This window comes from Rhizobium sp. NZLR10, assembly GCF_019685125.1.
Classification (GTDB): Bacteria; Pseudomonadota; Alphaproteobacteria; order Rhizobiales; family Rhizobiaceae; genus Rhizobium.
Genome location: NZ_JABDWE010000011.1, coordinates 72,579 through 93,742, shown reverse-complemented (window position 1 = coordinate 93,742; position 21,164 = coordinate 72,579). Strand labels below are relative to the sequence as shown.

Sequence of the window (21,164 nt, the reverse complement as noted above, 5' to 3'; positions counted from 1 at the left end):
GGTTCCGATGAGAACAGGCATCCGCTGGGTTTTACGGATCGTATTCCTGCTTGTGCTTTTGGTGGCTTGCGGAAGCTTCATTCCCCGGCCGCTGATTGCCCCGGTCAAGGCGTCGTCTGTGGCCGCGACGCATCGGATTCTCCTGCTGTCGGGACCGATCCACACCGATATTGCAATTCCGCTCGACGAGGAGGCGCGGAGTGCCTTTTCCTTTCTCGTCGATGACGGTTTTCCGCTCGGCCATCCGGATGCGGAATGGCTCATCGTCGGCTGGGGCGGCCGCGCCTTCTATCTGGAAACCCCGACCTGGGCGGAGCTGAAACCGCTGCCGGTGCTGCGAGCGCTGACAATCGACCGTTCGGTCCTGCATGTGGACCTTGCCGGTCATATCACCGAGCCGCAGTCCAGTGTTGCGCCATTCGATGTCAGTGACGATCAATTGGCGCGGCTGCGCAATTTTATCTCAGACAGCTTCGTTCGCGACGCGGGCTCGGTGGTGCCGATCCCGGATGCAGGTTACGGCGAAATCGACCGGTTCTTCGAGGCCAAGGGATATTTCAACGCCCTCTTCGGCTGTAACACCTGGACGGCTGCAGCGCTGCGCTCTGCGGGGCTTCGGACCGGCTTGTGGAACGCGTTTCCACAATCATTGCGATTGTCTGTTGCTGTCTACAATTGAGGCAGCCGATGGCCGTCCCGCTCTTAAAGTGAATTGTGAAGGGCACTCTCCATTCGGTTGTAAAAATCGTTGAAGAAACCGGTATTTTCTCCAGATAGATCATTCTGAAACGGCCCCATTCCCTGACCCCGTAAATCTGTTTTAAATCAATCGCCTAAGTGTGCCTGCGTACTGTCCGATTCAGGGATTGGAAGGCTGCATCTCCTGCTAGAAAAAATCTGTCCACCGAATCGTCTAAAACCGTTCGAATTTTAACGAGTCGATTAAGACACCCGCAGCAATTCGGCTCTTATCAATGTCTTGAAACGCCGGGCAGGAAGGTCGATTCTCATGAGAAACTGGATGTCGCTGCAGGCCGATTTCGGCAATTTTCAACATCGCAGGAATGTCTATCTCTTTGCGTTGAAGATGAGCTTTCTTGCAGTCATTCTCTCCGGCGTTATCATTTCGCTGACGATACCGCCGCTCGGCTTTTTCGGGCTGCTACCGATGACACTCGCGCACGCGATCGGCTTCGGAGCCATTTTTTCCTGGCTCGTTGGTGGGACGGTTTCCGGCATGCTATCGCTGGCCGCCGGTTTTGCCCTGCATGAGTTGACGCTGTCGCGGGCGGAGTTTGAAAAACTCAGCCGAACGGACACGCTCTCCGGACTATTGAACCGGCGCGCTTTCACAGAGGCGCTTGAAAACACCGAGGGCAACGCCTCGCTTGTTGTTTTCGATGTCGACCGCTTCAAGGCGATCAATGACCGCTTCGGCCATGCCTGCGGCGATGCCGTCATCACCGCGGTCTCGGCGATGCTCATATCCGCCTTCGATGAGATGTCCGTCGTGGCACGGTTGGGTGGGGAGGAGTTCGGCGTCATCGTCTCCGGCGAGCCGCTGGAGGCGCGGATGGAACGCGTCGAAGGTGTCCGAGCCCGGATCGCAAGCGGCGCCATCGCGGCCGAGGGGCACGATATCCGCATCACCGTTTCCGGCGGTGTTGCCGACCTCGCCGCCGGGCGCAACAAGCAGGCGGTCTACGCTTCGGCTGACCGGGCGCTCTATCTCGCCAAGGCGCTCGGGCGCAATCGCGTCGTACACGAGCGGGAAGGCTTGCATCATGCATGGCACGGGCTCGTCGACAATAGCCCCGATGCCGAGGGCAGGGGAACCGAGGGCGACAACATGATGCAGGCTTACGGAATATAAAAGCCCGACACGCGCACAAAGACCATTGGTGCTTGCATCGGGAAAGGCTATTTTGCATGGTCGTCGTCTCAGCAAAACGGACATATCATGCAGCGCGTTACCTCCTATCTCCCCGCCGGAACCCCGTCCTCCCATCCGACCGTCCAGGTCAAACTGCCGCACGATCTGCGCCATCTGCGCCGAAAGCTGCTGCATCTGGAAAATGGCGAGATGGTCATGCTCGATCTCAAGGACCCGGTGCTTTTCGCCAACGGCGACCTGCTGGTGCGCGACGACGGCGAACTGATCGAGATTCTCGCGGCTGATGAGAAGCTCTTCGAAATTCGCGGACGCAACCGCATGCACCTGGTCGAGCTTGCCTGGCATCTCGGCAACCGTCATCTCGCAGCCCAGATCGAGGAAGACCGCATCGTCATCCTGCGCGATCATGTCATCCGCACCATGCTGCAGGGCCTCGGCGCCACCGTCCTCGATATCGATGAGCCGTTCCAGCCTGCACGGGGAGCCTATCATTCCCATGGCGGCCATTCGCATGAGCGCGATCATGATCACGGGCACATTCCTAACCAGGGTCATGACCACGATCATGAACATGGCTACGAGCATGAGCATGAGCACCGCCACGATCATGGTCATGACCATGACCATGATCACGGACATCACGGCCACAAGCACGACTGAAACCTAATGACCAGGGATCGTGAGCTGCACGCATTGCTGCGTCTAACGGCATGGCTTTCGCCGGCTTTTCCGATTGGCAGCTTTGCCTATTCGGGCGGGTTGGAGCGGGCGGTGGCCGACGGGCTGGTCACTGATGCGGCCTCGCTTGCGGCCTGGATCGGCACGCTGATCGGCCATGGTTCGGTTTGGAACGATGCGGTACTGCTGGCCGAAAGCCACAGGTGTCAGGAAGAACCCGTGCGCCTTGTCGAGATCGCCGCACTCGCCGCCGCACTTGCCGGATCGCGCGAGCGCCATCAGGAAATCATGCTGCTTGGCGAGGCGTTCCTGGCGGCGGCGCGGGCCTGGCCGGACGGCGTGTTCGATAGGTTGCCCGACAAGGTCGCTTATCCCGTTGCGGTCGGGGCGGTGACGGGTGCACACGGCATAGAGCCGGAGAAGGCGCTTGCTGCCTTCCTGCACGCCTATGTCTCACAAGCGGTTTCATCCGGCATCCGCCTCGGCGTCGCCGGCCAGAGGGACGGTGTTGCCGTGCTTGCCGGCCTCGAAGAGCGTATTGCGGAAGTCGCCCGGCGGGCGGCAGCCTCCTCGCTTGACGATCTGGGCTCGGCAACGGTGCAGGCCGATATTGCCGGCCTGCGCCACGAGACCCAGGCGACGCGGCTGTTCCGCTCGTGATGGTTCGAAATTATCACTGCGACTGCGTCATTTGACGGTGGCGTGCGATGGCAGCGTCGCTATCATCGGGGTTCGATTGGAGTAAGGCACATGAAATCAAGAAACGGACCTTTGCGGGTCGGCATTGGCGGGCCGGTCGGCTCGGGCAAGACGGCGCTGACAGAAAAGCTCTGCAAGGCGATGCGCGACGACTATTCCGTCGCGGTTGTAACCAACGACATCTACACGACCGAGGATGCCGAGGCCCTGGTGCGCATGCAGGCACTGACTTCGGACCGCATCGTCGGCGTCGAGACCGGGGGCTGCCCGCATACCGCCATTCGCGAGGACGCGACGATCAATCTCCAGGCGATCGCCGGCCTTAACCAGCGAATTCCCGATCTCGACGTCGTCTTCATCGAATCCGGCGGCGACAACCTGGCGGCAACCTTTTCGCCCGATCTTGCCGATATCACCATCTATGTCATCTCCGTCTGCCAAGGCGAGGAGATCCCGCGTAAGGGCGGCCCCGGCATCACCCGCTCGGACCTGCTCGTGATCAACAAGAAGGATCTGGCGCCCTATGTCGGCGCCGATCTCGAGGTAATGGATCGGGATGCCACGCGCATGCGCGCGGCGCGCCCCTTCGTCTTCTCCGACATGAAACGCGGCGACGGCGTCAGCTCGATCGTCAGCTTCCTCAGAGAGCAGGGGGGGCTCTGACGACCAGATCTGGCGGAAAAGATCGACGTCGCTGATAGCAGCGAAACGGCAAAACGAAACGGGCCGGGAGAGTGCTCCCGGCCCGTTGATTTTCTGGGCTTTGCTTATTCCGCTGCGAAGGGCGGCAGGCGCAGCACGTTGGTGTCGTTGCCGTTGGCGCTCTTGCGCTTGCTTTCCGGCTTTTCGATCGCGGTCAGCCGCTCCTCCAGCGAGTCGATCTCGCTGCGGTTCTCGCGGGTGACGCGAGTGAGATCCTCGCGCGACAGCGGCAGCTCCTCATTGTCCTTCCTGCCGACCAGGCGGCCGAACATCCAGCCGAGCAGGCGGGACAGATCGTCCATGATCAGGAAGAAGGAGGGCACGACGACGAGCGAGAGCACCGTCGAGACGATGATGCCGCCGATCACCGCGATCGCCATCGGCGCGCGGAACGAGCCGCCTTCGCCGACGCCGAGCGCGGAAGGCAGCATGCCGGCCGACATGGCGATTGAAGTCATGATGATCGGCCGGGCGCGTTTGCGGCCGGCTTCGACCATCGCCTCGACGCGGGCCATGCCCTGGTGGCGCATCTCGATCGCGAAATCGACGAGCAGGATGGCGTTCTTGGTGACGACACCCATCAGCATCAGGATGCCGATCATGACCGGCATAGACAGCGGGTTGCTGGTGATGATCAGAGCCGCCGCTACGCCGCCGATGGCGAGCGGCAGCGAGAGCAGGATGGTGAAGGGCTGGATCACGTCCTTGAAGAGCAGGATCAGCACTGTCAGCACCAGCAGGAGGCCCATCAACATGGCGTTGACGAAACTCTGCTGCATCTCGCTCTGCACCTTGGTGTCGCCGCTTTCGGCAAGATGCACCGTGGCCGGGATATTGGCTGATTTGACGATCTCGCGGAAGCGGGCCGAAGCCGTGTCGAGTGCTACGCCCTGCGGCAGGTCGGAGCCGATCGAAACGACGCGGTAACGGTTGTTGCGCTTGATCGAACTTACGCCTTCCGAGTAGTTGATATCGGCGACGCTTGAGAGCGGAACGGTGCCGCCGCTGGCGGTCTGGATCTTCAATGCACGGATCGCCGAGAGATCACGGCGCATGTCAACCGCCGCCTGGACCCGGATCGGGATCTGGCGATCGTCGAGCGAGATCTTGGCAAGAGCCGCATCGACATCGCCGATTGTGGCGACACGGATCGTTTCGGAGATCTGCTGCGGCGTGATCCCGAGGCGTGCGGCTTCGTCCTTGCGCGGATAAACCTGCAGTTCCGGACGGGGCAGGGCGCCGTCGGCGCTGACATTGGCAAGCAGCGGATCGGCACGGAGCTTGGATTCCAGAACGCCGACAGCGTCGTTCAGGTCTTTCTCGTTCTTGGAGAGGAAGTTAAAGGCGAGGTCGCGTTCGCCGCGATCGTTGAGTTTCAGGATATGGACGTCGGGAATGTCGCGCAGCTTGGCGAAAACTTCCTTTTCGATATCCCATTGCGGCCGTTCACGGCCGTGGACTTCCACCTTCGGCAGCATCGGACCGATGAGGGGGATGTGGCCGAGCCCGTCATTGACCATCTTCTTGACCAGCGATTGGTCGAGCTTATCAAGCGCGAGCGTGATGGTCGCACGGCGCAATTCGAGATCGCCCTTCGGCGATGCGCCGCCGAGGACGAAGACGCTTTCGACGCCGTTGATATCCTTGACCCTGTCATAGATCGCATCCGTCGTCTTCTCGGTATCGTCAAGCCGCGCATTGGGCGGCAATTCGACAGAAAGCACGATGCGCGAGGCATCTTCCGGTGGCAAAAAGCTGCCGGGAACCTGCATGAGCAGCAAAACGGAGCCGGCCAGGAAGCCGAACGCGACAAGCAGCGTCGCATAACGCGTGTACCAGCGCCCGGTCGTGCCACGTATGAGCCGTGTGTATCCACGCATCAGCAGGCTGTCATTGTCGTGATGATCGTCGACGCCGTCTTCGGCGCGCATCAGATAGGCGGCCATCATCGGGGTGATGAGGCGCGCGACCATCAGCGAGAAGAAGACGGAGAAGGCGACGGTCAGGCCGAACTGAATGAAGTACTGGCCCGGAATACCCGGCATGAAGGAAACCGGCACAAAGACGGCGATGATGGTGAAGGTGGTGGCGATGACGGCAAGGCCGATTTCATCAGCGGCCTCGATCGCCGCCCGGTAAGGGGTCTTGCCCATCTTGATGTGGCGGGCGATGTTTTCGATTTCGACGATCGCGTCGTCGACGAGGATGCCGGTCGCAAGCGTCAAAGCAAGGAAGCTGACGAGGTTCAGCGAGAAGCCCATCATGTCCATGATCCAGAAGGTCGGGATCGCAGATAACGGAAGGGCGATTGCCGAAATCAACGTCGCGCGCCAGTTCCTCAGGAACAGGAAGACGACGATGACGGCGAGCAGCGCGCCTTCGAGCAGCGTATCGATGGCGGCTTCGTAGTTACCGTATGTGAAATAAACCGAATCGTCGATCAGTTCGATCTTCACGTTCGGGTTTTCGGTCCGGACCTTGTCGAGGCTCTGCGCTACGGTTTTGGCGACACTGACTTCGCTGGCGCCCTTCGAGCGGAAGACGCCGAAGGTGACAACCGGCGTGGCGTCGAAGCGCGAGAAGGATTTCGGCTCTTCATAGGTGTCCTTGATGACACCGAGATCGGACAGCTTGACGAAGCGGCCGTTCGGCAGCGCGATCGTGGTGTCGGCGAGCTCGGCGACGTTGCGGGCATCGCCCAGAACACGGATTGCCTGTTCGCTGCCGGCCACCTGGCCGCGGCCGGAGCCGAGATCGATATTGGTGCCGCGCAGTTGCTGGTTCACGCTTGCGGCGGTTATGCCATAGGCATCGAGCTTGCCAGGGGTGAGTTCGATGCGTACTTCGCGCTCTGCGCCGCCGTAACGATCGACGCGGCCGATGCCGGCCTGTCCCTGCAGCGATCGCTTGACGGTATCGTCGACGAACCAGGAGAGCTCTTCCAGCGACATGGCAGGCGAGGAAACGGCGAAGGTCTGGATCGCCTGGCCTTCGACATCGACCTTGGAGACGATCGGTGTTTCGGCCGTCGCCGGCAGATCGCTGCGGATGCGGTCGATCGCATCCTTGGTGTCCTGTACCGCCTGTTGCGTCGGCACTTCCATCCGGAACATGACGACGGTCTGCGAGCTGCCATCGGTCACTGTCGACTGGATTTCGTCGATGCCGGTGATGGAGGCGACCGCGTCTTCGATCTCCTTCGTCACCTGCATTTCGAGTTCGGCCGGCGAAGCGCCGCTCTGCGTCACGTTGATCGAAACGAGCGGCACGTCGATGTTTGGAAAGCGCGTGATCGGCAACGCATTGAAGGACTGCATGCCGATGAGCACCAGCAGGCAGAAGGCCAGGAGCGGCGCGATGGGATTTCGAATGGACCAGGCTGAAAAATTCATCGGATGGTCTCTTTAGTTGGAAGCCGAGGGCTGTTCACGCACCGGAGTGATGTGGTCGCCGTCACGGACATAAGCGCCCGCCTTGGCCACGACCTCGTCGCCGGTCTTCAATCCATCGACGATCTCGACATAGGCACCGTCCTGGATGCCGGTCTCGACCTTGGCGTATTTCACCACGCCATCCTCCACCTTGCGGGCGGAGGAGCCTTCGTTGCCGGTGAGCACGGCGGTCAGGGGAAGCGATACGCCCTCCGTCTCGCGAACGATGATCTCGGCGCTGCCATACATGCCGGAACGCGCCTTGCTGTCGTCGTCGATGGAGATATGGACGAGACCGAGGCGGGTGACCGGATCGACGGTCGGCGAAACCAGGCGCACGGCGCCGGAAAGCTTCTCGCGGCTGCCGGACAGCGAAATTGACGCTTTCTGGCCGCCCACCACCCTGACGATGTCGCTTTCGGCGACCTCGGCGACAAGCTCGATATCGCCGTCGCGAATGATGGTGAATAGCGGATCGCCGTTGCCGGCGGCAATGGCGCCGACCTTGGCGTTCTTCGCCGAGACCGTGCCGGCGACCGGTGTCTTCACATCGGTCCGCGCCAGCTTCAAATCGGCGTCGGCAATCTGGCTGTCGAAGACCTTGAGATCGGCTTCGGCGACTTCGATCGCCTGTTCGGCGGAGACAACGCGGGCATTGGCGGCGGCGGCAGTCGCATCGGCCTGCTCGACCTGGGCGGTGGAAACAGTGCCCTTTTTGCCCATTTCCTGGGCACGGGCCTGCTGCTGCCTTGCCTGTTCGGCATTGGCCTGCGCCTCGATGAGTTGGGCGCGCAGCTGGGCGAGGCTTGCCTCGCCCTTGGCTTTCGTCGCCATCATCTGGCTCTTTGCCAGGACCAGCGCGTCATCGTTGAGCGTCGCCAGCGTGCTCTCCACCTCAACCTTGTCGCCGATATCGGCTTTCAGCGTTCGGATCGATAGGCCCTCGACCTGCGGCTGGATATAGACTTCCTCGACGGGCTTGACCGTTCCCGTGCCGATGACACGGTCGACCAGCGTCCGGCTTGTCGCCTTGGTGACGACGATCGCCGGCAGATTCTGTTGCGGTTTTTCGACCGGCGTTTCCTGCGAGAATGCAGTGGATGCGGCGAGAGCCGCAGCAAAAAGGGTAGCGGTGCCTAGAATTCCAATCGGCTTGCGTGCCATGCGTCTTCGTCCAATCTTGTAACAAGCTTAGCCGAACTCGCGCGTGTGCCACTCAGCTCGCGACCAGGCCACTGCCTTTCCTGCATTCTCAGGGGTATCCACACATCATTGCCGTCTTCGTCCCTCGCCGGCAAATCGGCTTTTAATTGGTATCGATTTGCTCGATATGCAAGCCCGGCAGAAAACAATTCCCCATGAGCGATGATAGTTACCATCAGAACCTGAATCAATCACTGCAGGGTTATGTGAACATGACGATGATTGATCCTGCTTCCCTTATGACGTTTGACGCCGGACAAATGCGACAGTTGCAAGGCGTTTTTTCATCGGTGCCGAAAAAAAAGAAACGCGCGGAGATATCCCGCGCGTTTCGCTTTGCATTGCTTGCCGCGATTACTTAGAAGCGGCGTCGGTAATGTCGTGCGTCCAGGCGCCCGCGGGCTCCTTGCTGATGATCTTCTGGTCGAGTAGCGCCTTTGCGGTGCGGGCATAGAGTGCCTCGTCCAGCTTGCCGGAGCTGTCGCCGACCAGCTTGGCGACTTCGCCCATCATGCGCTTCTGGTGGTTGTCGTCCTGGCCGCCATTGTCCATGACGATCCCGGCGGCTTCGTCGGGGTTTTCGGTCGCATATTTCCAGCCCTTCATCGAGGCGCGAACGAACTTGACCATCTTTTCCTTGAAGGCCGGATCCTTCAGCTTGTCTTCCATCGCATAGAGACCGTCTTCGAGAAGGTCATTGCCCATCTCGGTGTAGTTGAAGACCGTCAGTTCTTCCGGCTTGAAGCCGGCATCGATCGCCTGCCAGTATTCATTATAGGTCATGACGGAGATGCAGTCGGCCTGCTTCTGGACCAGCGGCTGCACGTCGAAGCTCTGCTTCAGCACGGTGACGCCATTGGCGCCGCCTTCTGTGGACAGGCCGAGCTTGTTCATCCACGCGAAGAAGGGATATTCGTTGCCGAAGAACCAGACGCCGAGCGTGTGGCCCTTGAAGTCGGCTTCGGTCTTGATCGGGCCATCCTTGCGGCAGACCATTTCCAGGCCGGCCTTCTGATAGGGCTGGGCGATGTTGACGAGCGGAACGCCCTTTTCGCGGGCAACCAGCGCGCCGCCCATCCAGTCGACGATGACATCGGCGCCGCCGCCGGCGATCACCTGCTCCGGGGCGATATCGGGACCGCCCGGCTTAATATCGACGTCGAGGCCTTCTTCCTTGTAAAAGCCCTTGTCCTTGGCGACGTAATAGCCGCCGAACTGGCTCTGCGTGACCCATTTCAGCTGCAAAACCACCTTGTCGGCGGCCATCGCATGGGTTGCTGCCAGCGACATCGCGCTCGCCATCATTGCAACTATCAACTTTCTCATTTTCTTATCCTTACCCTCTGAAGTTATGCCCGGGCCGGTTCCAAAGCCCGGGCGCGTCTAGCCACCACGGATAGACGGATGCCAGAACGTCACCGCCCGTTCGGTCAGGGCGATGATGCCATAAAAGATCGAGCCGGCCAGCGCCGCGACGGCGATTTCCGCCCAGACCATGTCGACATTCATACGGCCGATCTCGGTGGAGATGCGGAAGCCCATGCCGACGATCGGCGTTCCGAAGAATTCCGCAACGATGGCACCAATCAGCGCCAGCGTCGAGTTGATCTTCAGTGCGTTGAAAATGAACGGCATGGCTGCCGGAAGCTTGAGCTTGAGCAGCGTCTGCCAGTCGCTCGAGGCATAGGTGCGCATCAGATCGCGCTCCATGCTGCCGGAGGCGACAAGGCCGGCGACAGTATTCACCAGCATCGGGAAGAAGGTCATGATGATGACGACCGCTGCCTTCGACGGCCAGTCGAAGCCGAACCACATGACCATGACAGGGGCGACGCCGATGATCGGCAGGGCCGATACCATGTTGCCGATCGGCAGGAGGCCGCGGCGCAGGAAGGTGATGCGGTCGGCGAGCACCGCGACGACAAAGCCGCTGAGGTTGCCGACGATGTAACCGATCAACACCGCCTTGAAGATCGTCTGCCTGACATCCGCACCGAGGATCGGCAGGGAGGCCGTGATGCGCATGCCGATGGCACTCGGCGGCGGCAGGATGATGAAGGGGATGCCGGCGCCACGCGTTGCTGCTTCCCAAAGGATGAGGATCCAGGCGCCGAAGATCGCCGGGATCAGCAGTTGGAGCGAAGATTTGCCGAAAGCAGTGACCGGCTGCAGTTTCGACAGCTCCGTGACGCATCGCCACGCAAGCAGCCAGCAGGAAAAGAGCGGCAGGAAGAAGGCTCTTGTCGCCAGACCCTCGTTGCCGGAAAGTGCGGAAAGCAGCATCCAGGCGGCACCATGCGCGCCGATGAACAGCACAGTGGCGCGGTAGGCCGGCGGTTGCGGCGCAAAAGATAGCAGGGCAGCCGCGACGACAATGATGAAGATGAGGCTTGCCGTACCGTCGGTTAAGGGGTGTGCCGCGCCTTCGGCGAAAAGCGGAAAGGTGATTAGCGACACGAGGCAGAGAAGGAGGGCCACCGTGCCCTGCCAGGAGAAGGTCAGATGTCTCATGCCGGTCTCCCGCCCATCGCGCGATCGACGATCTTCGCCGCAACCCCGACGATCGCGACCAGGATGCCGGCCAGCAACGATCCGGCGACCAGGGCCGCCCAGATATCGATGGTCTGGCTGTAATAGGAGCCGGCAAGCAGTTTGGAGCCGATGCCGGCGACAGCGCCTGTCGGCAGCTCGCCGACGATGGCGCCGACGAGGCTGGCGGCGATCGCCACCTTCATCGAGGTGAACAGGAACGGGATCGAGGCGGGAACGCGCAGTTTCCAGAAGGTTTGCATCGGGCTGGCATAATAGGTGCGCATTAGGTCGAGATGCATGATTTCAGGTGAACGCAAGCCCTTCACCATGCCGACGGCGACGGGGAAGAAAGAAAGATAGGTGGAGATCAGCGCCTTGGAGACGAGGCGGGAAGCGTCGGAATCGAGGTTCAACAGATGCGCAAGCGCATTGTCGCCGGTCAGCACATTGTAGGAGATAATGACGATCATCGGGGCGATGGCGAGGATCGGTATGGTCTGGCTCGCCACCAGCCAGGGCATTAGCGAGCGGTCCATGGCGCGGTTGTGCACGATCAGCACCGCAAGAAGGATGCCAAGCAGCATGCCGAAACCGAAGCCGAGCAGGGTCGAGGAGAGCGTCACCCAGCTGTGATAGACGAGGCTGCGATTGCTGGAAAGGCTGAGCAGGACGGTGTTCTCGTAGACGTTCTGCGCCACCTGATGCGGCGCCGGCAGGATCGGCTTCGGCTGCGCCAGCGTCTTGCCGATGAATTCCAGGGTCGTCGGCGTGACGCCGGCGCGGCTGTCCATGTCGCGCTGAAACGGCGCGTTCATCAGGACGGCAGCGACATACCAGATAGCGACGAGGGCCAGCAGGATGGTGGTGACGGGGACGAGCTTGTCCTTGAAGGTATCGGGTTTCACAGCGACTGCCCCCATTTGTTGGCGTCGAATGCGCGGCCGCCCCCCTCTGCCCTGCCGGGCATCTCCCCCACAAGGAGGGAGATCGATATGTGGAAACGGCTTCCCAAAACAACGAAAGGCCCCTGATCCAGCGTGGAATCAGTGAGGACCGACGTCCTCTCCTCTTGCCGATCTCTCCCCTTGTGGGGGAGATGCCCGGCAGGGCAGAGGGGGGTGGCCCCCGAACTCAACGGCCTAAACCTCATGGCTATGTCCCGTCCTCAGCCCCTCGCGGACACGATGGGCGATTTCCAGGAATTCAGGGGTGTCGCGGATGTCGAGTGGGCGTTCGGCCGGCAGGGTAGAGTCGATCACATCGGTCACGCGGCCCGGGCGCGGCGACATGACCACGATCTTGGTCGAGAGATAGACCGCTTCGGGGATGGAGTGGGTGACGAAGCAGATCGTCTTGTTGGTGCGCGCCCAGAGTTTCAGCAGCTCTTCGTTTAGATGGTCGCGGACGATCTCGTCCAGCGCGCCGAAGGGCTCGTCCATCAACAAGAGGTCGGCGTCGAAGGCGAGCGCGCGGGCGATCGAGGCGCGCTGCTGCATGCCGCCGGAAAGCTGCCAGGGAAATTTCTTCTCGAAGCCGGACAGGCTGACGAGATCAAGCGCTTCGGCGATGCGCCTTGCGCGGTCGGCGCCGGAATAGCCCATGATCTCCAGCGGCAGGGCGATATTGTTTTCGATAGTGCGCCAGGGATAGAGCGCCGGCGCCTGGAAGACATAGCCGTAGGCGCGGGCTTTGCGGGCTTCCTCCGGCGTCATGCCATTGATCGAAATCTCGCCCGAGGTGCTCTTTTCGAGATCGGCGATGACACGCAGGAAGGTGGTCTTGCCGCAGCCGGACGGGCCGATGAAAGAGACGAAATCGCCCTTGCGGACATCGAGATTGACATCGCTCAGCGCACGCACCGGGCCGTCATTTGCCTGGTAGGTGAGACAGAGATCCTTGGCGGATACGACGGAGGGTGCTTGCATCAATGCGACCGTTCTTGTTTTCGCCGCGGGGACGCGGTTTGCATGTTACCATCGCCGCAGGCCCTGCCGGCGGCACATTTCATGGAGGAAGAGAATGGACGCGACATCAAAGCCCACCTGCCACATCGTTCGGCCCAACCATGCCTATGACGGCAAGCAGGGGCTCAGCTACTTCGAAGGGGTCGCGGCCGAGACGGTCGGCGCCAAAGGCATCTGCATGCACCTGCTGACGATCCCGCCGGGCGTGCGCGCCAAGGCGCATCTGCACGAGGCGCACGAGACGGCGATCTACATGCTCTCCGGCGAGGCGCATACCTGGTACGGAGACGAACTCGAGCATCATGTCATCGTTCATGCCGGTGAACTCTTCTATATCCCGGCCGGCGTGCCGCACCTGCCGGCAAACCTCAGCAGCACGCCGTGCACGGCGATCATCGCCCGCACCGACCCCAACGAGCAGGAAAGCGTCGTGCTTCTGCCGGAGCTGGATGGATTGGTGCCGGCCTGAGGTCATGCGCATGGAGGCAGCGGTCTCCGGTTGATGGGCGTCTTGTTGCGCACCATCGTCAGACGCCGCTCGCCGGGATGCCGTTGCGCGTCACCTTGCGCGGCGCGGTGATATCCTTCCACTGGGAAAGTGCCTTGCTGACCGCTGTCACCGGCTCGCGCCTGACGAATTCGCCGTGACCCTCCTGGGTTTTGATGGTGCTTTCCTCGATCGCGACGATCCCGCGCGTCAGCGTGTAGCGCGGCAGGCCGGTCACTTCCTTGCCTTCGAAGACGTTGTAGTCGATCGCCGACTGCTGGGCCTTAGACGAGATGGTCTTGGAACGTTTTGGATCCCAGACGACGATGTCGGCGTCGGCGCCGACAAGGATCGCGCCCTTCTTCGGATAGATGTTGAGGATTTTGGCGATGTTGGTCGAGGTGACGGCGACGAATTCGTTCATCGTCAGCCGGCCGGTGTTGACGCCGTGTGTCCAAAGCATCGGCATGCGGTCTTCGAGACCGCCGGTACCGTTGGGGATCTTGGTGAAATCCCCGACACCGAAACGCTTCTGCGCAGTGGTGAAGGCGCAATGGTCGGTGGCGACCACCTGCAGCGAGCCGGAGGCAAGCCCGGCCCAGAGCGAGTCCTGATGCTGCTTGTTGCGGAAGGGCGGCGACATGACACGGCGGGCGGCGTGGTCCCAGTCAGGATTGGAATATTCGCTCTCGTCGAGCGTCAGGTGCTGGATCAGCGGTTCGCCGTAGACGCGCATGCCCTTTTGGCGGGCGCGTCGGATCGCTTCGTGCGCCTGCTCGCAGGAGGTATGGACGATATAGACCGGGCAGCCGGCCATGTCGGCGATCATGATGGCGCGATTGGTGGCCTCGCCCTCGACTTCGGCCGGGCGGGAATAGGCATGCGCCTCGGGCCCGTTATTGCCTTCTGCCAGCAGCTTTGCCGACATCGAGGCGACGACGTCGCCGTTTTCGGCGTGCACCAAGGGAAGGGCGCCGAGTTCGGCGCAGCGCTGGAAGGAGGCGAACATCTCGTCATCGTCAACCATCAGCGCGCCCTTGTAAGCCATGAAGTGCTTGAAGGTGTTGATGCCCTTGTCGCGGACGATGGTCTCCATCTCCTTGAACACCTGCTCGCTCCACCAGGTGACCGCCATGTGGAAGGAATAGTCGCAATTGGCCCGCGTCGACTTGTTGTCCCACATTGTCAGCGCTTCCAGCAGCGACTGGCCGGGGGCGGGAAGGGCAAAATCGACAACCATGGTGGTGCCGCCGGAAAGGGCCGCACGCGTGCCGCTCTCGAAATCGTCGGAGGAATAGGTGCCCATGAAGGGCATTTCGAGATGGGTGTGCGGATCGATGCCGCCGGGCATGATGTAACAGCCCGTCGCATCCAGCGTCTCGTCGCCCGAGAGGCCCGGGCCGATCTCGACGATCTTGCCGCCGTCAATCTTGACGTCCGCCTTGTAGGTGAGGTCGGCCGTGACGATGGTGCCGTTTTTGATGACTGTGGTCATGGCTGCTATTCCTTCTCCCTGCGGTCTGTTGTTGTTACTGCTCAACTGCCATCGTGGGCGTACCACTTCGCAGGAGTGCTGCGCCCTTGGCGATAAGGCCGTAGATGGCCTCCTCACTCAGCTCATCGGGCGTGTCATGCTCTTCCTCACAATACCAGTCGGGCTGGTCAACGACATCAGTGCCGCCGACTGACATTGACCAAGAACCATCGCTTTCGCGAAAGTAGAAATCCTTGCCGTCGATCAGCCCGGTTGACTGTACGGGTTGGCTGCCTTTGGGGCGTTCGATCAATATGCCGGGCATGGAAGGGCCGAGTTCGATCCGAACGACGCTCGACCCACGCCCGAACACATAATAGGTTCGATGGGGCGTATGTGGGTCGCGGTCATCTGAATCGGCCAGTTGAACAGCAGTAGGTTTATATCGCCAGAAGCTCGATAATTGCGGAAGCCTGATTCGCTCGCCTGCTAGGTCGATGCCAATATAGTAAATTTGCGCGGCAGGGACGTCGCCCCACGGACCTTCGTTCACCGGCGTCACATTGGCATTGGCCCATGCAAGGTCGTCTGCAGTTCGCTGGTTATAGAACTTAAAAGCGTCAGCATAATCGAGATAAGTTGCTGGCTGGTCTGGCGCCATCACACCACGATCTCCGCCGTCTCCACCACCGCATGGAACAGCACGTCGGCGCCCGCCGTCGCCCATTCCTTGGAAATCTCCTCCGCCTCGTTGTGCGAGAGCCCGCCGACGCAGGGGCACATGACCATCGTCGCGGGCGCGACCTTGGCGGCCCAGCAGGCGTCGTGGCCGGCGCCGGAGATGAGGTTCATATGGCTGTAGCCAAGGCGCTCGGCGGCTGCGCGAACCGAGGCGACGAGCTTTTCGTCGAAGGTGATCGGCTCGAAGTGGCCGATCGCCTCGATGGAACAGCCGACACCCAGAGCATCGCAAATGTCAGGCGCTTCCGCTTCGATCTTTGCGCGCATGCGATCAAGCTTGGCCTTGTCGGGCGAGCGGATGTCGACGGTGAAGACCACCTTGCCGGGCAGCACGTTGCGCGAGTTCGGGGAGAAGAACACCTGGCCGACACCACCGACGGCGCCGGGCTGCTCGCCCATTGCCACGCCCTGAACCATTTCCAGGATACGGGCCATGGCGAGACCGGCATTGACGCGCAGGTTCATCGGCGTCGAGCCGGTATGGGCCTCCTTGCCGGTCAGCGTGAATTCCAGCCACCACAGGCCCTGGCAATGGGTGACGACGCCGATCTGTTTTTCCTCGGCTTCGAGGATCGGTCCCTGCTCGATGTGATATTCGAAATAGGCGTGCATCTTGCGGGCGCCGACCTCTTCGTCGCCAATCCAGCCGACGCGCTTCAACTCGTCGCCGAACAGATTGCCCTCGGGATCCTTGCGATTATAGGCAAAATCCAGGCTGTGCACGCCGGCGAAGACGCCTGAGGCCAGCATGGCAGGGGCAAAACGCGCGCCTTCTTCGTTGGTCCAGTTGGTCACGACAACAGGATGTTTGGTCTTGATGCCGAGATCGTTCATGGTGCGCACGACTTCGAGAGCTGCAAGCACGCCGAGCACACCGTCATATTTGCCGCCGGTCGGCTGGGTGTCGAGATGCGAACCGACATAGACGGGCAGGGCATCGGGATCGGTGCCGGGCCGCGTCGCGAACATCGTTCCCATGCGGTCGACGCCCATGGTCAGGCCGGCCTCGTCGCACCATGTCTTGAAGAGGCTGCGGCCTTCAGCATCGGCGTCCGTCAGCGTCTGACGATTGTTGCCGCCTGCAATGCCGGGGCCGATCTTCGCCATGTCCATGAGACTGTCCCAGAGACGGTCGCCATTGACGCGCATGTTTTCGCCTGGTGCTGCCACCATTCTTCAAGCCCTCACCTGTTTGCGGCAGCCATGCGAAGTGGCATGCCCGCCTGTTCCCGTGGTCCTTTCCTGCGCCCCCTTATTGGTTTTGTCGAGCGCCGGAAAATCGCCAGTTGCCTTTGTTTTTCATCTGGCGGATAATTTGACCGATTGGTAAACATTACAACTTCCACCGCCGGGCTCAAGACGAAAATCACGAAAATTGCCGATAAAAATACGGGCAGTTGCTCAAGAAAGCGGCAGGGTCGTCCTCCAGCTTAATCTTGAGCGAAGAAGTTGAATTTCAAGGGGAAACGACAGCCTGTGACCATACCGAGAGCAGCGAAAACCCTCAGACGAACGCGGATCCAGGAGGAGAAGGAAGAGCAGATCCTGGAGGCAGCGCTCGACGTGTTTTCGGCAAGCGGCTTCCGCGGCTCGACCATCGACCAGATCGCCGAAGTGGCCGGGATGTCGAAACCCAACCTGCTCTATTATTTCCGCACCAAGGAAGCGATGCACCGGGCGCTGATCGACCGGGTGCTCTACACCTGGCTGGAGCCGCTACGCGCCTTCGATGCCGAGGGCAATCCGGAGGAGGAGATCCGCAGCTATATAAGACGCAAGCTGGAGATGGCGCGCGATTTTCCCCGCGAGAGCCGGCTCTTCGCCAATGAGGTGCTACAGGGGGCGCCGCATATCGAAGACGAGTTGAAGGGGCCGCTGAAGGAACTGGTCGACGAGAAGGCGGAGGTGATCCGCGCCTGGGCGAAATCAGGCAAGATCGCCAAATGCGATCCTTACCACCTGATCTTTTCCATCTGGTCGACGACGCAGCACTATGCGGATTTCGACGTCCAGGTGCGTGCCGTGCTCGGGCAGGAACATTCCGGCGAGGGACGCTTCGAGGATGCGGCGCGGTTTCTGGAACAGCTCTTTATCGGCGGGCTGCGACCGGGTCGCTCCGAAGCCTGAGGTTTATTGCCTTTTGCGCAGCGGCACCCGGACCAGGGTGTCCGTCACGCCTTCCATCGTATAGGGCTTCTGCAACACGGGCGCGCCAGAATGGCTGTTCGCCTGGGCGATGCCTTCCCCGTAGCCTGTGGCAAAAACGAAGGGCACGCCGTCTGCTGCCAGTCGGTCGGCAATGCCGAAACTCGTCTCATCCCCGAGATTGACATCGAGAAGCGCCAGATCAAACGACTGGCCGGCGAGGATTTCCATCGCCTCAGCGACACTTGGCGCCGTTGCTACGTCGGCGCCCAGTCGGCGTAGGATGTCTTCCCCATCCATGGCGATGATCAGATTGTTTTCCACCAGCAGCACCTTCAGGCCCGAGAGCGGCTGATGATCGTCGGGGATTGTCTTGCGGTCGGCCGCGCCATCCGGAGCCGAATCTAACCGTTCGCTCGTCGCTTTGACGACATATCGTGCCGGAATACAGAAATCCGCTTCGACCCCGTCTTTGACGTAGCGGACCTCGGCCTTGCCGCTGAGGTCATAGGGAACCGAACGACGGATGATCGTTGAACCGAAGCCATGGCGTTTGGGTTCGACAACGGGCGGACCATCCTTTTCGCGCCAGGCAATGCGCAGATTGCCGTCGTCGTCGCAGTGCCAGCCGAGTTGGACGGTACCGCTGCCGGTGCCGGAAAGGCTGCCATATTTGGCGCTGTTGGTCATCAACTCGTGGAAAACCAGGGCGGCGGTGGAAAAGGCCTGCGGTTCCAAGAGCACGTCCTCGCCGCTCATCTGGATGCGTTGCGCATTTTTCCCGAGATAGGCAGCGGTCTCTGCCAGCAGCAATTGGCGCAGCGAAGCGGGCGCCCAATGATCGCGGGTGATCTGGTCATGGGCACGCGCGAGCGACTGGACGCGGCCCTCGATCTGGCGAATGTAGTCGTCAACGCTGACCGAGGTCCCCTGCGATTGCCGGATGATCCCGGTGATGAGGCTCAATATGTTGCGGACGCGGTGGTTCAGCTCGGCGATCAGCAGTTCCTGGCGCTCGTTTGCAGTCTGGCGCGCCATGCTGGCCTCGTCGGTGAGACGCAGTACCACCTCGATCAACGTGACGCGGATCGTTTCGGCGACGCGGCGCTCGGCCGCGGTAAAGGGGAGCGAGCGACCGCGCACCAGTTCAGACCAGGCCTCGAAACTCTTGCGCGGCGTCAGCCGCGGACCGTTCGGACCATATTCCACCGGCTTGTGCGGGTCGCCAGCCCAGCGGACGGTGCGCACCCGCTCCTGGCGGAAAAGCACGACATAGTCGCGCGGCGAACGCGAGATCGGGATGGCGAGCATGCCGGCCACCGCATCGTCGAGCTCGAGATCGGGATAGGTCTCAGCCAGCCTGTCGACGGCATAGATGCGGCCGGCGGCATTTCGGTTGAGGTGGCGGACGAGGGCTGCGAAGCTCTTCTCATCCGGCCCGATGCCAGCCAGTGCCAGCCGGCCGTTGATCCAGACGCCGATGCCATCGGCGGGAATGGCGTCGGCGAGCGCCTCGATCAACCAGGCGGGATCATCGAGCAGGCTGGCATTGTCTGCGACGGAGGTGAGAAGCCGATCGGCGATGCGACGCGCCTTGGTCTCGTAGTCAAGAGCGAGGCGCCGTTCGCGACTTTCAAGGCGCGAAGCAAACATCTGGCCGAAAAGTTCGGCGGTGGATCGGCTTTGCGCCGAGGGAAGACGTGGGCCGTAGTGATGGCAGGCAAACAGGCCCCAGAGCTTACCGTCGACGACGATCGATATGGAGAGCGACGCGCCGACGCCCATATTTTTCAGATATTCAATGTGGATTGGCGAGACCGAACGCAGGACCGACATGGAGAGATCGAGCGGCTGTCCGTACTCGTCGAGTTGCGGGAGGACCGGCACGGGGACGGCGTCGACATCGGCAATCATGCGGAACAGGTTGCGCAGATAAAGCGCGCGCGCCTGCACCGGGATGTCGGAAGCCGGATAGTGCAGCCCGAGGAACGAACCGATGCCAGCCCGGGCAGCTTCCGTCACCACCTCGCCGGAACCGCCGTCGTCGAAGCGATAGACCATGACCCGATCGAACCCGGTCAAAGCGCGCGCCTGCCTTGCCCCCTCGCGAAAGAAAGCCTCCATCGTTTCCGTGTGATCGAGGCGGGACATCATGCTGCGCATGGAGAGCGAAGGGGAGTCTCGTCTGTCTTCCTGGCAGCGCTCGCCTTCGATGATCACCTGACCTTCGTTCAGGTGCACGGCAACGTCGAACCGGTTTTGATCGGGCATCAGAGCGAGCCCGAAAATGCGCTCGACGACATCGGAACCGCGCAGCGTGGTCAGCTTGTTGCGGATCGTGTGGAGTGCCTCAGGCGTGATCAGCGAGGTGACAGGGCAGCCGAGCGCGTCGGCCTGCGCAATTCCGAGGAACTCCATCAGATTTTCCGAAGCGCGCGTGACAATCCAGTCCGAGGATATCGCCAACAGAAAGCCGAAGGGTTGAACCGATCCAAGCTGGTGGATGGGCTCACGGTCGCAATTGGTGAGATCGACGGGTTCAAACGTACCGCTCATGGGACGGCTTCCAGTTCGAGTTGCCCGGCTTTGAGGAAGAGGTCGAAGATGCTGCGGGCCGCGGAAATGGCAGCGGCCGGATCGTCTAGATCGCTGGCATCGAGACGATCCATGAAGCTCCTCATGGCGCCCTTCGGGCCTTGAAGGCGCAGGTAGCTGCTTGGCAGGTGATCGGGCACGGACTTGGCAAGCAGGGCGCCGCCGAGTTTGGAGCCTTCAAGCACGTAGAGGGCGCCCCAGAGCGCTGCCTCGCAGGACAATGCCGGCGGCGGAAGAGGCGGGGGCAACGAATCGCCGAGCTCCCGGATATCGGCGAGCAGTAGTTGCGTGCGCCGTCGTTCCGGCCAGTCGGGCAGCAGGCGGGCAATTCCTGCATCCTCGAGGGCCTCTTCGGCCGCCGGTACGACCCTGGCATGTGCACGCAAGAATGTTCTATATTGCTGTCTATTGGAGAGATCGAACGTGCCGAAAAGCTTGTCGACCTCGGCGTGGCAATCTGCTGTTTGTGCGCGCAGCACGCTGCGAAGTGACATGCGGACCGTGTTCTAAGTAAATGGCATTGGATGCCGTTCATGCGTGATGGCAAATTAGCGATATATTGCAGCATCCCGGTATTTCCAGGGAAACCCATAGAAAAACATGGGCTTCCGCTCCTTTT

General features: G+C 61.2%; 19 protein-coding genes. 8 read left to right on the top strand and 11 right to left on the bottom strand.

Annotated features, from left to right (window positions below; translation table 11 throughout):
- The first annotated feature begins 7 nt into the window (after nt 1–7).
- The 5 genes from HJB82_RS17855 (at nt 8) to ureG (ending at nt 3,934) form a co-directional block, all read left to right on the top strand.
- Nucleotides 8–679 carry a TIGR02117 family protein gene (locus HJB82_RS17855; RefSeq protein WP_207581519.1) on the top strand — a complete coding sequence of 224 codons (672 nt, stop codon included), beginning with the start codon at nt 8–10 and terminating at the stop codon, nt 677–679.
- Between the two features lie 330 nt (nt 680–1,009).
- Nucleotides 1,010–1,873: a GGDEF domain-containing protein gene (locus HJB82_RS17850; protein ID WP_207581518.1), complete on the top strand. Its 864-nt coding sequence runs from the start codon at nt 1,010–1,012 to the stop codon at nt 1,871–1,873.
- A gap of 87 nt (nt 1,874–1,960) precedes the next feature.
- Complete coding sequence (ureE, locus tag HJB82_RS17845; protein WP_221140846.1) at nt 1,961–2,554, top strand: urease accessory protein UreE; 594 nt, start codon at nt 1,961–1,963, stop codon at nt 2,552–2,554.
- Nucleotides 2,555–2,560: 6 nt separating this feature from the next.
- Nucleotides 2,561–3,232 carry an urease accessory protein UreF gene (locus HJB82_RS17840; protein WP_207581516.1) on the top strand — a complete coding sequence of 224 codons (672 nt, stop codon included), beginning with the start codon at nt 2,561–2,563 and terminating at the stop codon, nt 3,230–3,232.
- Between the two features lie 90 nt (nt 3,233–3,322).
- Nucleotides 3,323–3,934, top strand: a complete 612-nt coding sequence (gene ureG / locus HJB82_RS17835; RefSeq protein ID WP_207581515.1) for an urease accessory protein UreG — start codon at nt 3,323–3,325, stop codon at nt 3,932–3,934.
- A gap of 104 nt (nt 3,935–4,038) precedes the next feature.
- Here ureG and HJB82_RS17830 read toward each other — a convergent pair whose 3' ends face one another.
- On the bottom strand, nt 4,039–7,365 hold the full coding sequence (locus tag HJB82_RS17830; protein WP_221140837.1) for an efflux RND transporter permease subunit: 3,327 nt from the start codon (nt 7,363–7,365) through the stop codon (nt 4,039–4,041).
- A gap of 12 nt (nt 7,366–7,377) precedes the next feature.
- On the bottom strand, nt 7,378–8,568 hold the full coding sequence (locus tag HJB82_RS17825; protein ID WP_207581513.1) for an efflux RND transporter periplasmic adaptor subunit: 1,191 nt from the start codon (nt 8,566–8,568) through the stop codon (nt 7,378–7,380).
- Nucleotides 8,569–8,762: 194 nt separating this feature from the next.
- Here HJB82_RS17825 and HJB82_RS17820 point away from each other — a divergent pair, with 194 nt between their 5' ends.
- Nucleotides 8,763–8,969 (top strand): hypothetical protein, encoded by a 207-nt coding sequence (locus tag HJB82_RS17820; RefSeq protein WP_207581512.1) that lies wholly within the window; start codon nt 8,763–8,765, stop codon nt 8,967–8,969.
- On the opposite strand, the gene HJB82_RS17815 is transcribed toward HJB82_RS17820, so the two are convergent.
- The 4 genes from HJB82_RS17815 to HJB82_RS17800 all read right to left on the bottom strand — a co-directional run bounded on the left by HJB82_RS17815 (nt 8,962) and on the right by HJB82_RS17800 (nt 13,064).
- Nucleotides 8,962–9,933, bottom strand: a complete 972-nt coding sequence (locus HJB82_RS17815) for an ABC transporter substrate-binding protein (protein WP_207581511.1) — start codon at nt 9,931–9,933, stop codon at nt 8,962–8,964. The two genes, HJB82_RS17820 and HJB82_RS17815, sit on opposite strands and share 8 nt — an antisense overlap.
- A 57-nt stretch (nt 9,934–9,990) precedes the next feature.
- A complete protein-coding gene (locus HJB82_RS17810; protein WP_207581510.1) occupies nt 9,991–11,118 on the bottom strand; it encodes an ABC transporter permease in 1,128 nt (375 codons plus the stop codon).
- Complete coding sequence (locus HJB82_RS17805; protein ID WP_221140835.1) at nt 11,115–12,044, bottom strand: ABC transporter permease; 930 nt, start codon at nt 12,042–12,044, stop codon at nt 11,115–11,117. Before HJB82_RS17805 ends, HJB82_RS17810 begins: the two co-directional genes overlap by 4 nt.
- Before the next feature lie 234 nt (nt 12,045–12,278).
- On the bottom strand, nt 12,279–13,064 hold the full coding sequence (locus HJB82_RS17800) for an ABC transporter ATP-binding protein (RefSeq protein ID WP_164014014.1): 786 nt from the start codon (nt 13,062–13,064) through the stop codon (nt 12,279–12,281).
- Between the two features lie 94 nt (nt 13,065–13,158).
- On the opposite strand from HJB82_RS17800, the gene HJB82_RS17795 reads away from it, so the two are divergent.
- A complete protein-coding gene (locus tag HJB82_RS17795; protein WP_207581508.1) occupies nt 13,159–13,572 on the top strand; it encodes a cupin domain-containing protein in 414 nt (137 codons plus the stop codon).
- A 58-nt stretch (nt 13,573–13,630) separates the two neighbouring features.
- Here the strand turns inward: HJB82_RS17795 and hydA are convergent, their stop codons facing one another.
- From hydA to HJB82_RS17780, 3 genes are read right to left on the bottom strand one after another with little or no spacing between them, the layout of a single operon-like run.
- Nucleotides 13,631–15,085, bottom strand: coding sequence for a dihydropyrimidinase (hydA, locus tag HJB82_RS17790; protein WP_207581507.1), 1,455 nt, complete (start codon nt 15,083–15,085; stop codon nt 13,631–13,633).
- Between the two features lie 34 nt (nt 15,086–15,119).
- On the bottom strand, nt 15,120–15,725 hold the full coding sequence (locus HJB82_RS17785) for a hypothetical protein (RefSeq protein ID WP_207581506.1): 606 nt from the start codon (nt 15,723–15,725) through the stop codon (nt 15,120–15,122).
- Nucleotides 15,725–16,978 (bottom strand): Zn-dependent hydrolase, encoded by a 1,254-nt coding sequence (locus tag HJB82_RS17780; RefSeq protein ID WP_221116562.1) that lies wholly within the window; start codon nt 16,976–16,978, stop codon nt 15,725–15,727. Before HJB82_RS17780 ends, HJB82_RS17785 begins: the two co-directional genes overlap by 1 nt.
- Before the next feature lie 276 nt (nt 16,979–17,254).
- Between HJB82_RS17780 and HJB82_RS17775 the strand changes: the two genes are divergently transcribed.
- Nucleotides 17,255–17,932 carry a TetR family transcriptional regulator C-terminal domain-containing protein gene (locus HJB82_RS17775; RefSeq protein WP_207581504.1) on the top strand — a complete coding sequence of 226 codons (678 nt, stop codon included), beginning with the start codon at nt 17,255–17,257 and terminating at the stop codon, nt 17,930–17,932.
- A gap of 3 nt (nt 17,933–17,935) precedes the next feature.
- Here the strand turns inward: HJB82_RS17775 and HJB82_RS17770 are convergent, their stop codons facing one another.
- Both HJB82_RS17770 and HJB82_RS17765 read right to left on the bottom strand, forming a co-directional pair.
- A complete protein-coding gene (locus tag HJB82_RS17770) occupies nt 17,936–20,506 on the bottom strand; it encodes an HWE histidine kinase domain-containing protein (RefSeq protein WP_221116563.1) in 2,571 nt (856 codons plus the stop codon).
- Nucleotides 20,503–21,039 carry a biliverdin-producing heme oxygenase gene (locus HJB82_RS17765; RefSeq protein WP_207581502.1) on the bottom strand — a complete coding sequence of 179 codons (537 nt, stop codon included), beginning with the start codon at nt 21,037–21,039 and terminating at the stop codon, nt 20,503–20,505. The genes HJB82_RS17770 and HJB82_RS17765 overlap by 4 nt, the downstream gene beginning before the upstream one ends.
- Nucleotides 21,040–21,164: the final 125 nt, after the last annotated feature.

Coding starts and splice junctions, on each gene's coding strand:
- HJB82_RS17855 (WP_207581519.1), top strand. CDS start 8: ATGAGAACAGGCATCCGCTGGGTTTTACGGATCGTATTCCTGCTTGTG.
- HJB82_RS17850 (WP_207581518.1), top strand. CDS start 1,010: ATGAGAAACTGGATGTCGCTGCAGGCCGATTTCGGCAATTTTCAACAT.
- ureE (WP_221140846.1), top strand. CDS start 1,961: ATGCAGCGCGTTACCTCCTATCTCCCCGCCGGAACCCCGTCCTCCCAT.
- HJB82_RS17840 (WP_207581516.1), top strand. CDS start 2,561: ATGACCAGGGATCGTGAGCTGCACGCATTGCTGCGTCTAACGGCATGG.
- ureG (WP_207581515.1), top strand. CDS start 3,323: ATGAAATCAAGAAACGGACCTTTGCGGGTCGGCATTGGCGGGCCGGTC.
- HJB82_RS17830 (WP_221140837.1), bottom strand. CDS start 7,365: ATGAATTTTTCAGCCTGGTCCATTCGAAATCCCATCGCGCCGCTCCTG.
- HJB82_RS17825 (WP_207581513.1), bottom strand. CDS start 8,568: ATGGCACGCAAGCCGATTGGAATTCTAGGCACCGCTACCCTTTTTGCT.
- HJB82_RS17820 (WP_207581512.1), top strand. CDS start 8,763: ATGAGCGATGATAGTTACCATCAGAACCTGAATCAATCACTGCAGGGT.
- HJB82_RS17815 (WP_207581511.1), bottom strand. CDS start 9,933: ATGAGAAAGTTGATAGTTGCAATGATGGCGAGCGCGATGTCGCTGGCA.
- HJB82_RS17810 (WP_207581510.1), bottom strand. CDS start 11,118: ATGAGACATCTGACCTTCTCCTGGCAGGGCACGGTGGCCCTCCTTCTC.
- HJB82_RS17800 (WP_164014014.1), bottom strand. CDS start 13,064: ATGCAAGCACCCTCCGTCGTATCCGCCAAGGATCTCTGTCTCACCTAC.
- HJB82_RS17795 (WP_207581508.1), top strand. CDS start 13,159: ATGGACGCGACATCAAAGCCCACCTGCCACATCGTTCGGCCCAACCAT.
- hydA (WP_207581507.1), bottom strand. CDS start 15,085: ATGACCACAGTCATCAAAAACGGCACCATCGTCACGGCCGACCTCACC.
- HJB82_RS17785 (WP_207581506.1), bottom strand. CDS start 15,725: ATGGCGCCAGACCAGCCAGCAACTTATCTCGATTATGCTGACGCTTTT.
- HJB82_RS17780 (WP_221116562.1), bottom strand. CDS start 16,978: ATGGTGGCAGCACCAGGCGAAAACATGCGCGTCAATGGCGACCGTCTC.
- HJB82_RS17770 (WP_221116563.1), bottom strand. CDS start 20,506: ATGAGCGGTACGTTTGAACCCGTCGATCTCACCAATTGCGACCGTGAG.
- HJB82_RS17765 (WP_207581502.1), bottom strand. CDS start 21,039: ATGTCACTTCGCAGCGTGCTGCGCGCACAAACAGCAGATTGCCACGCC.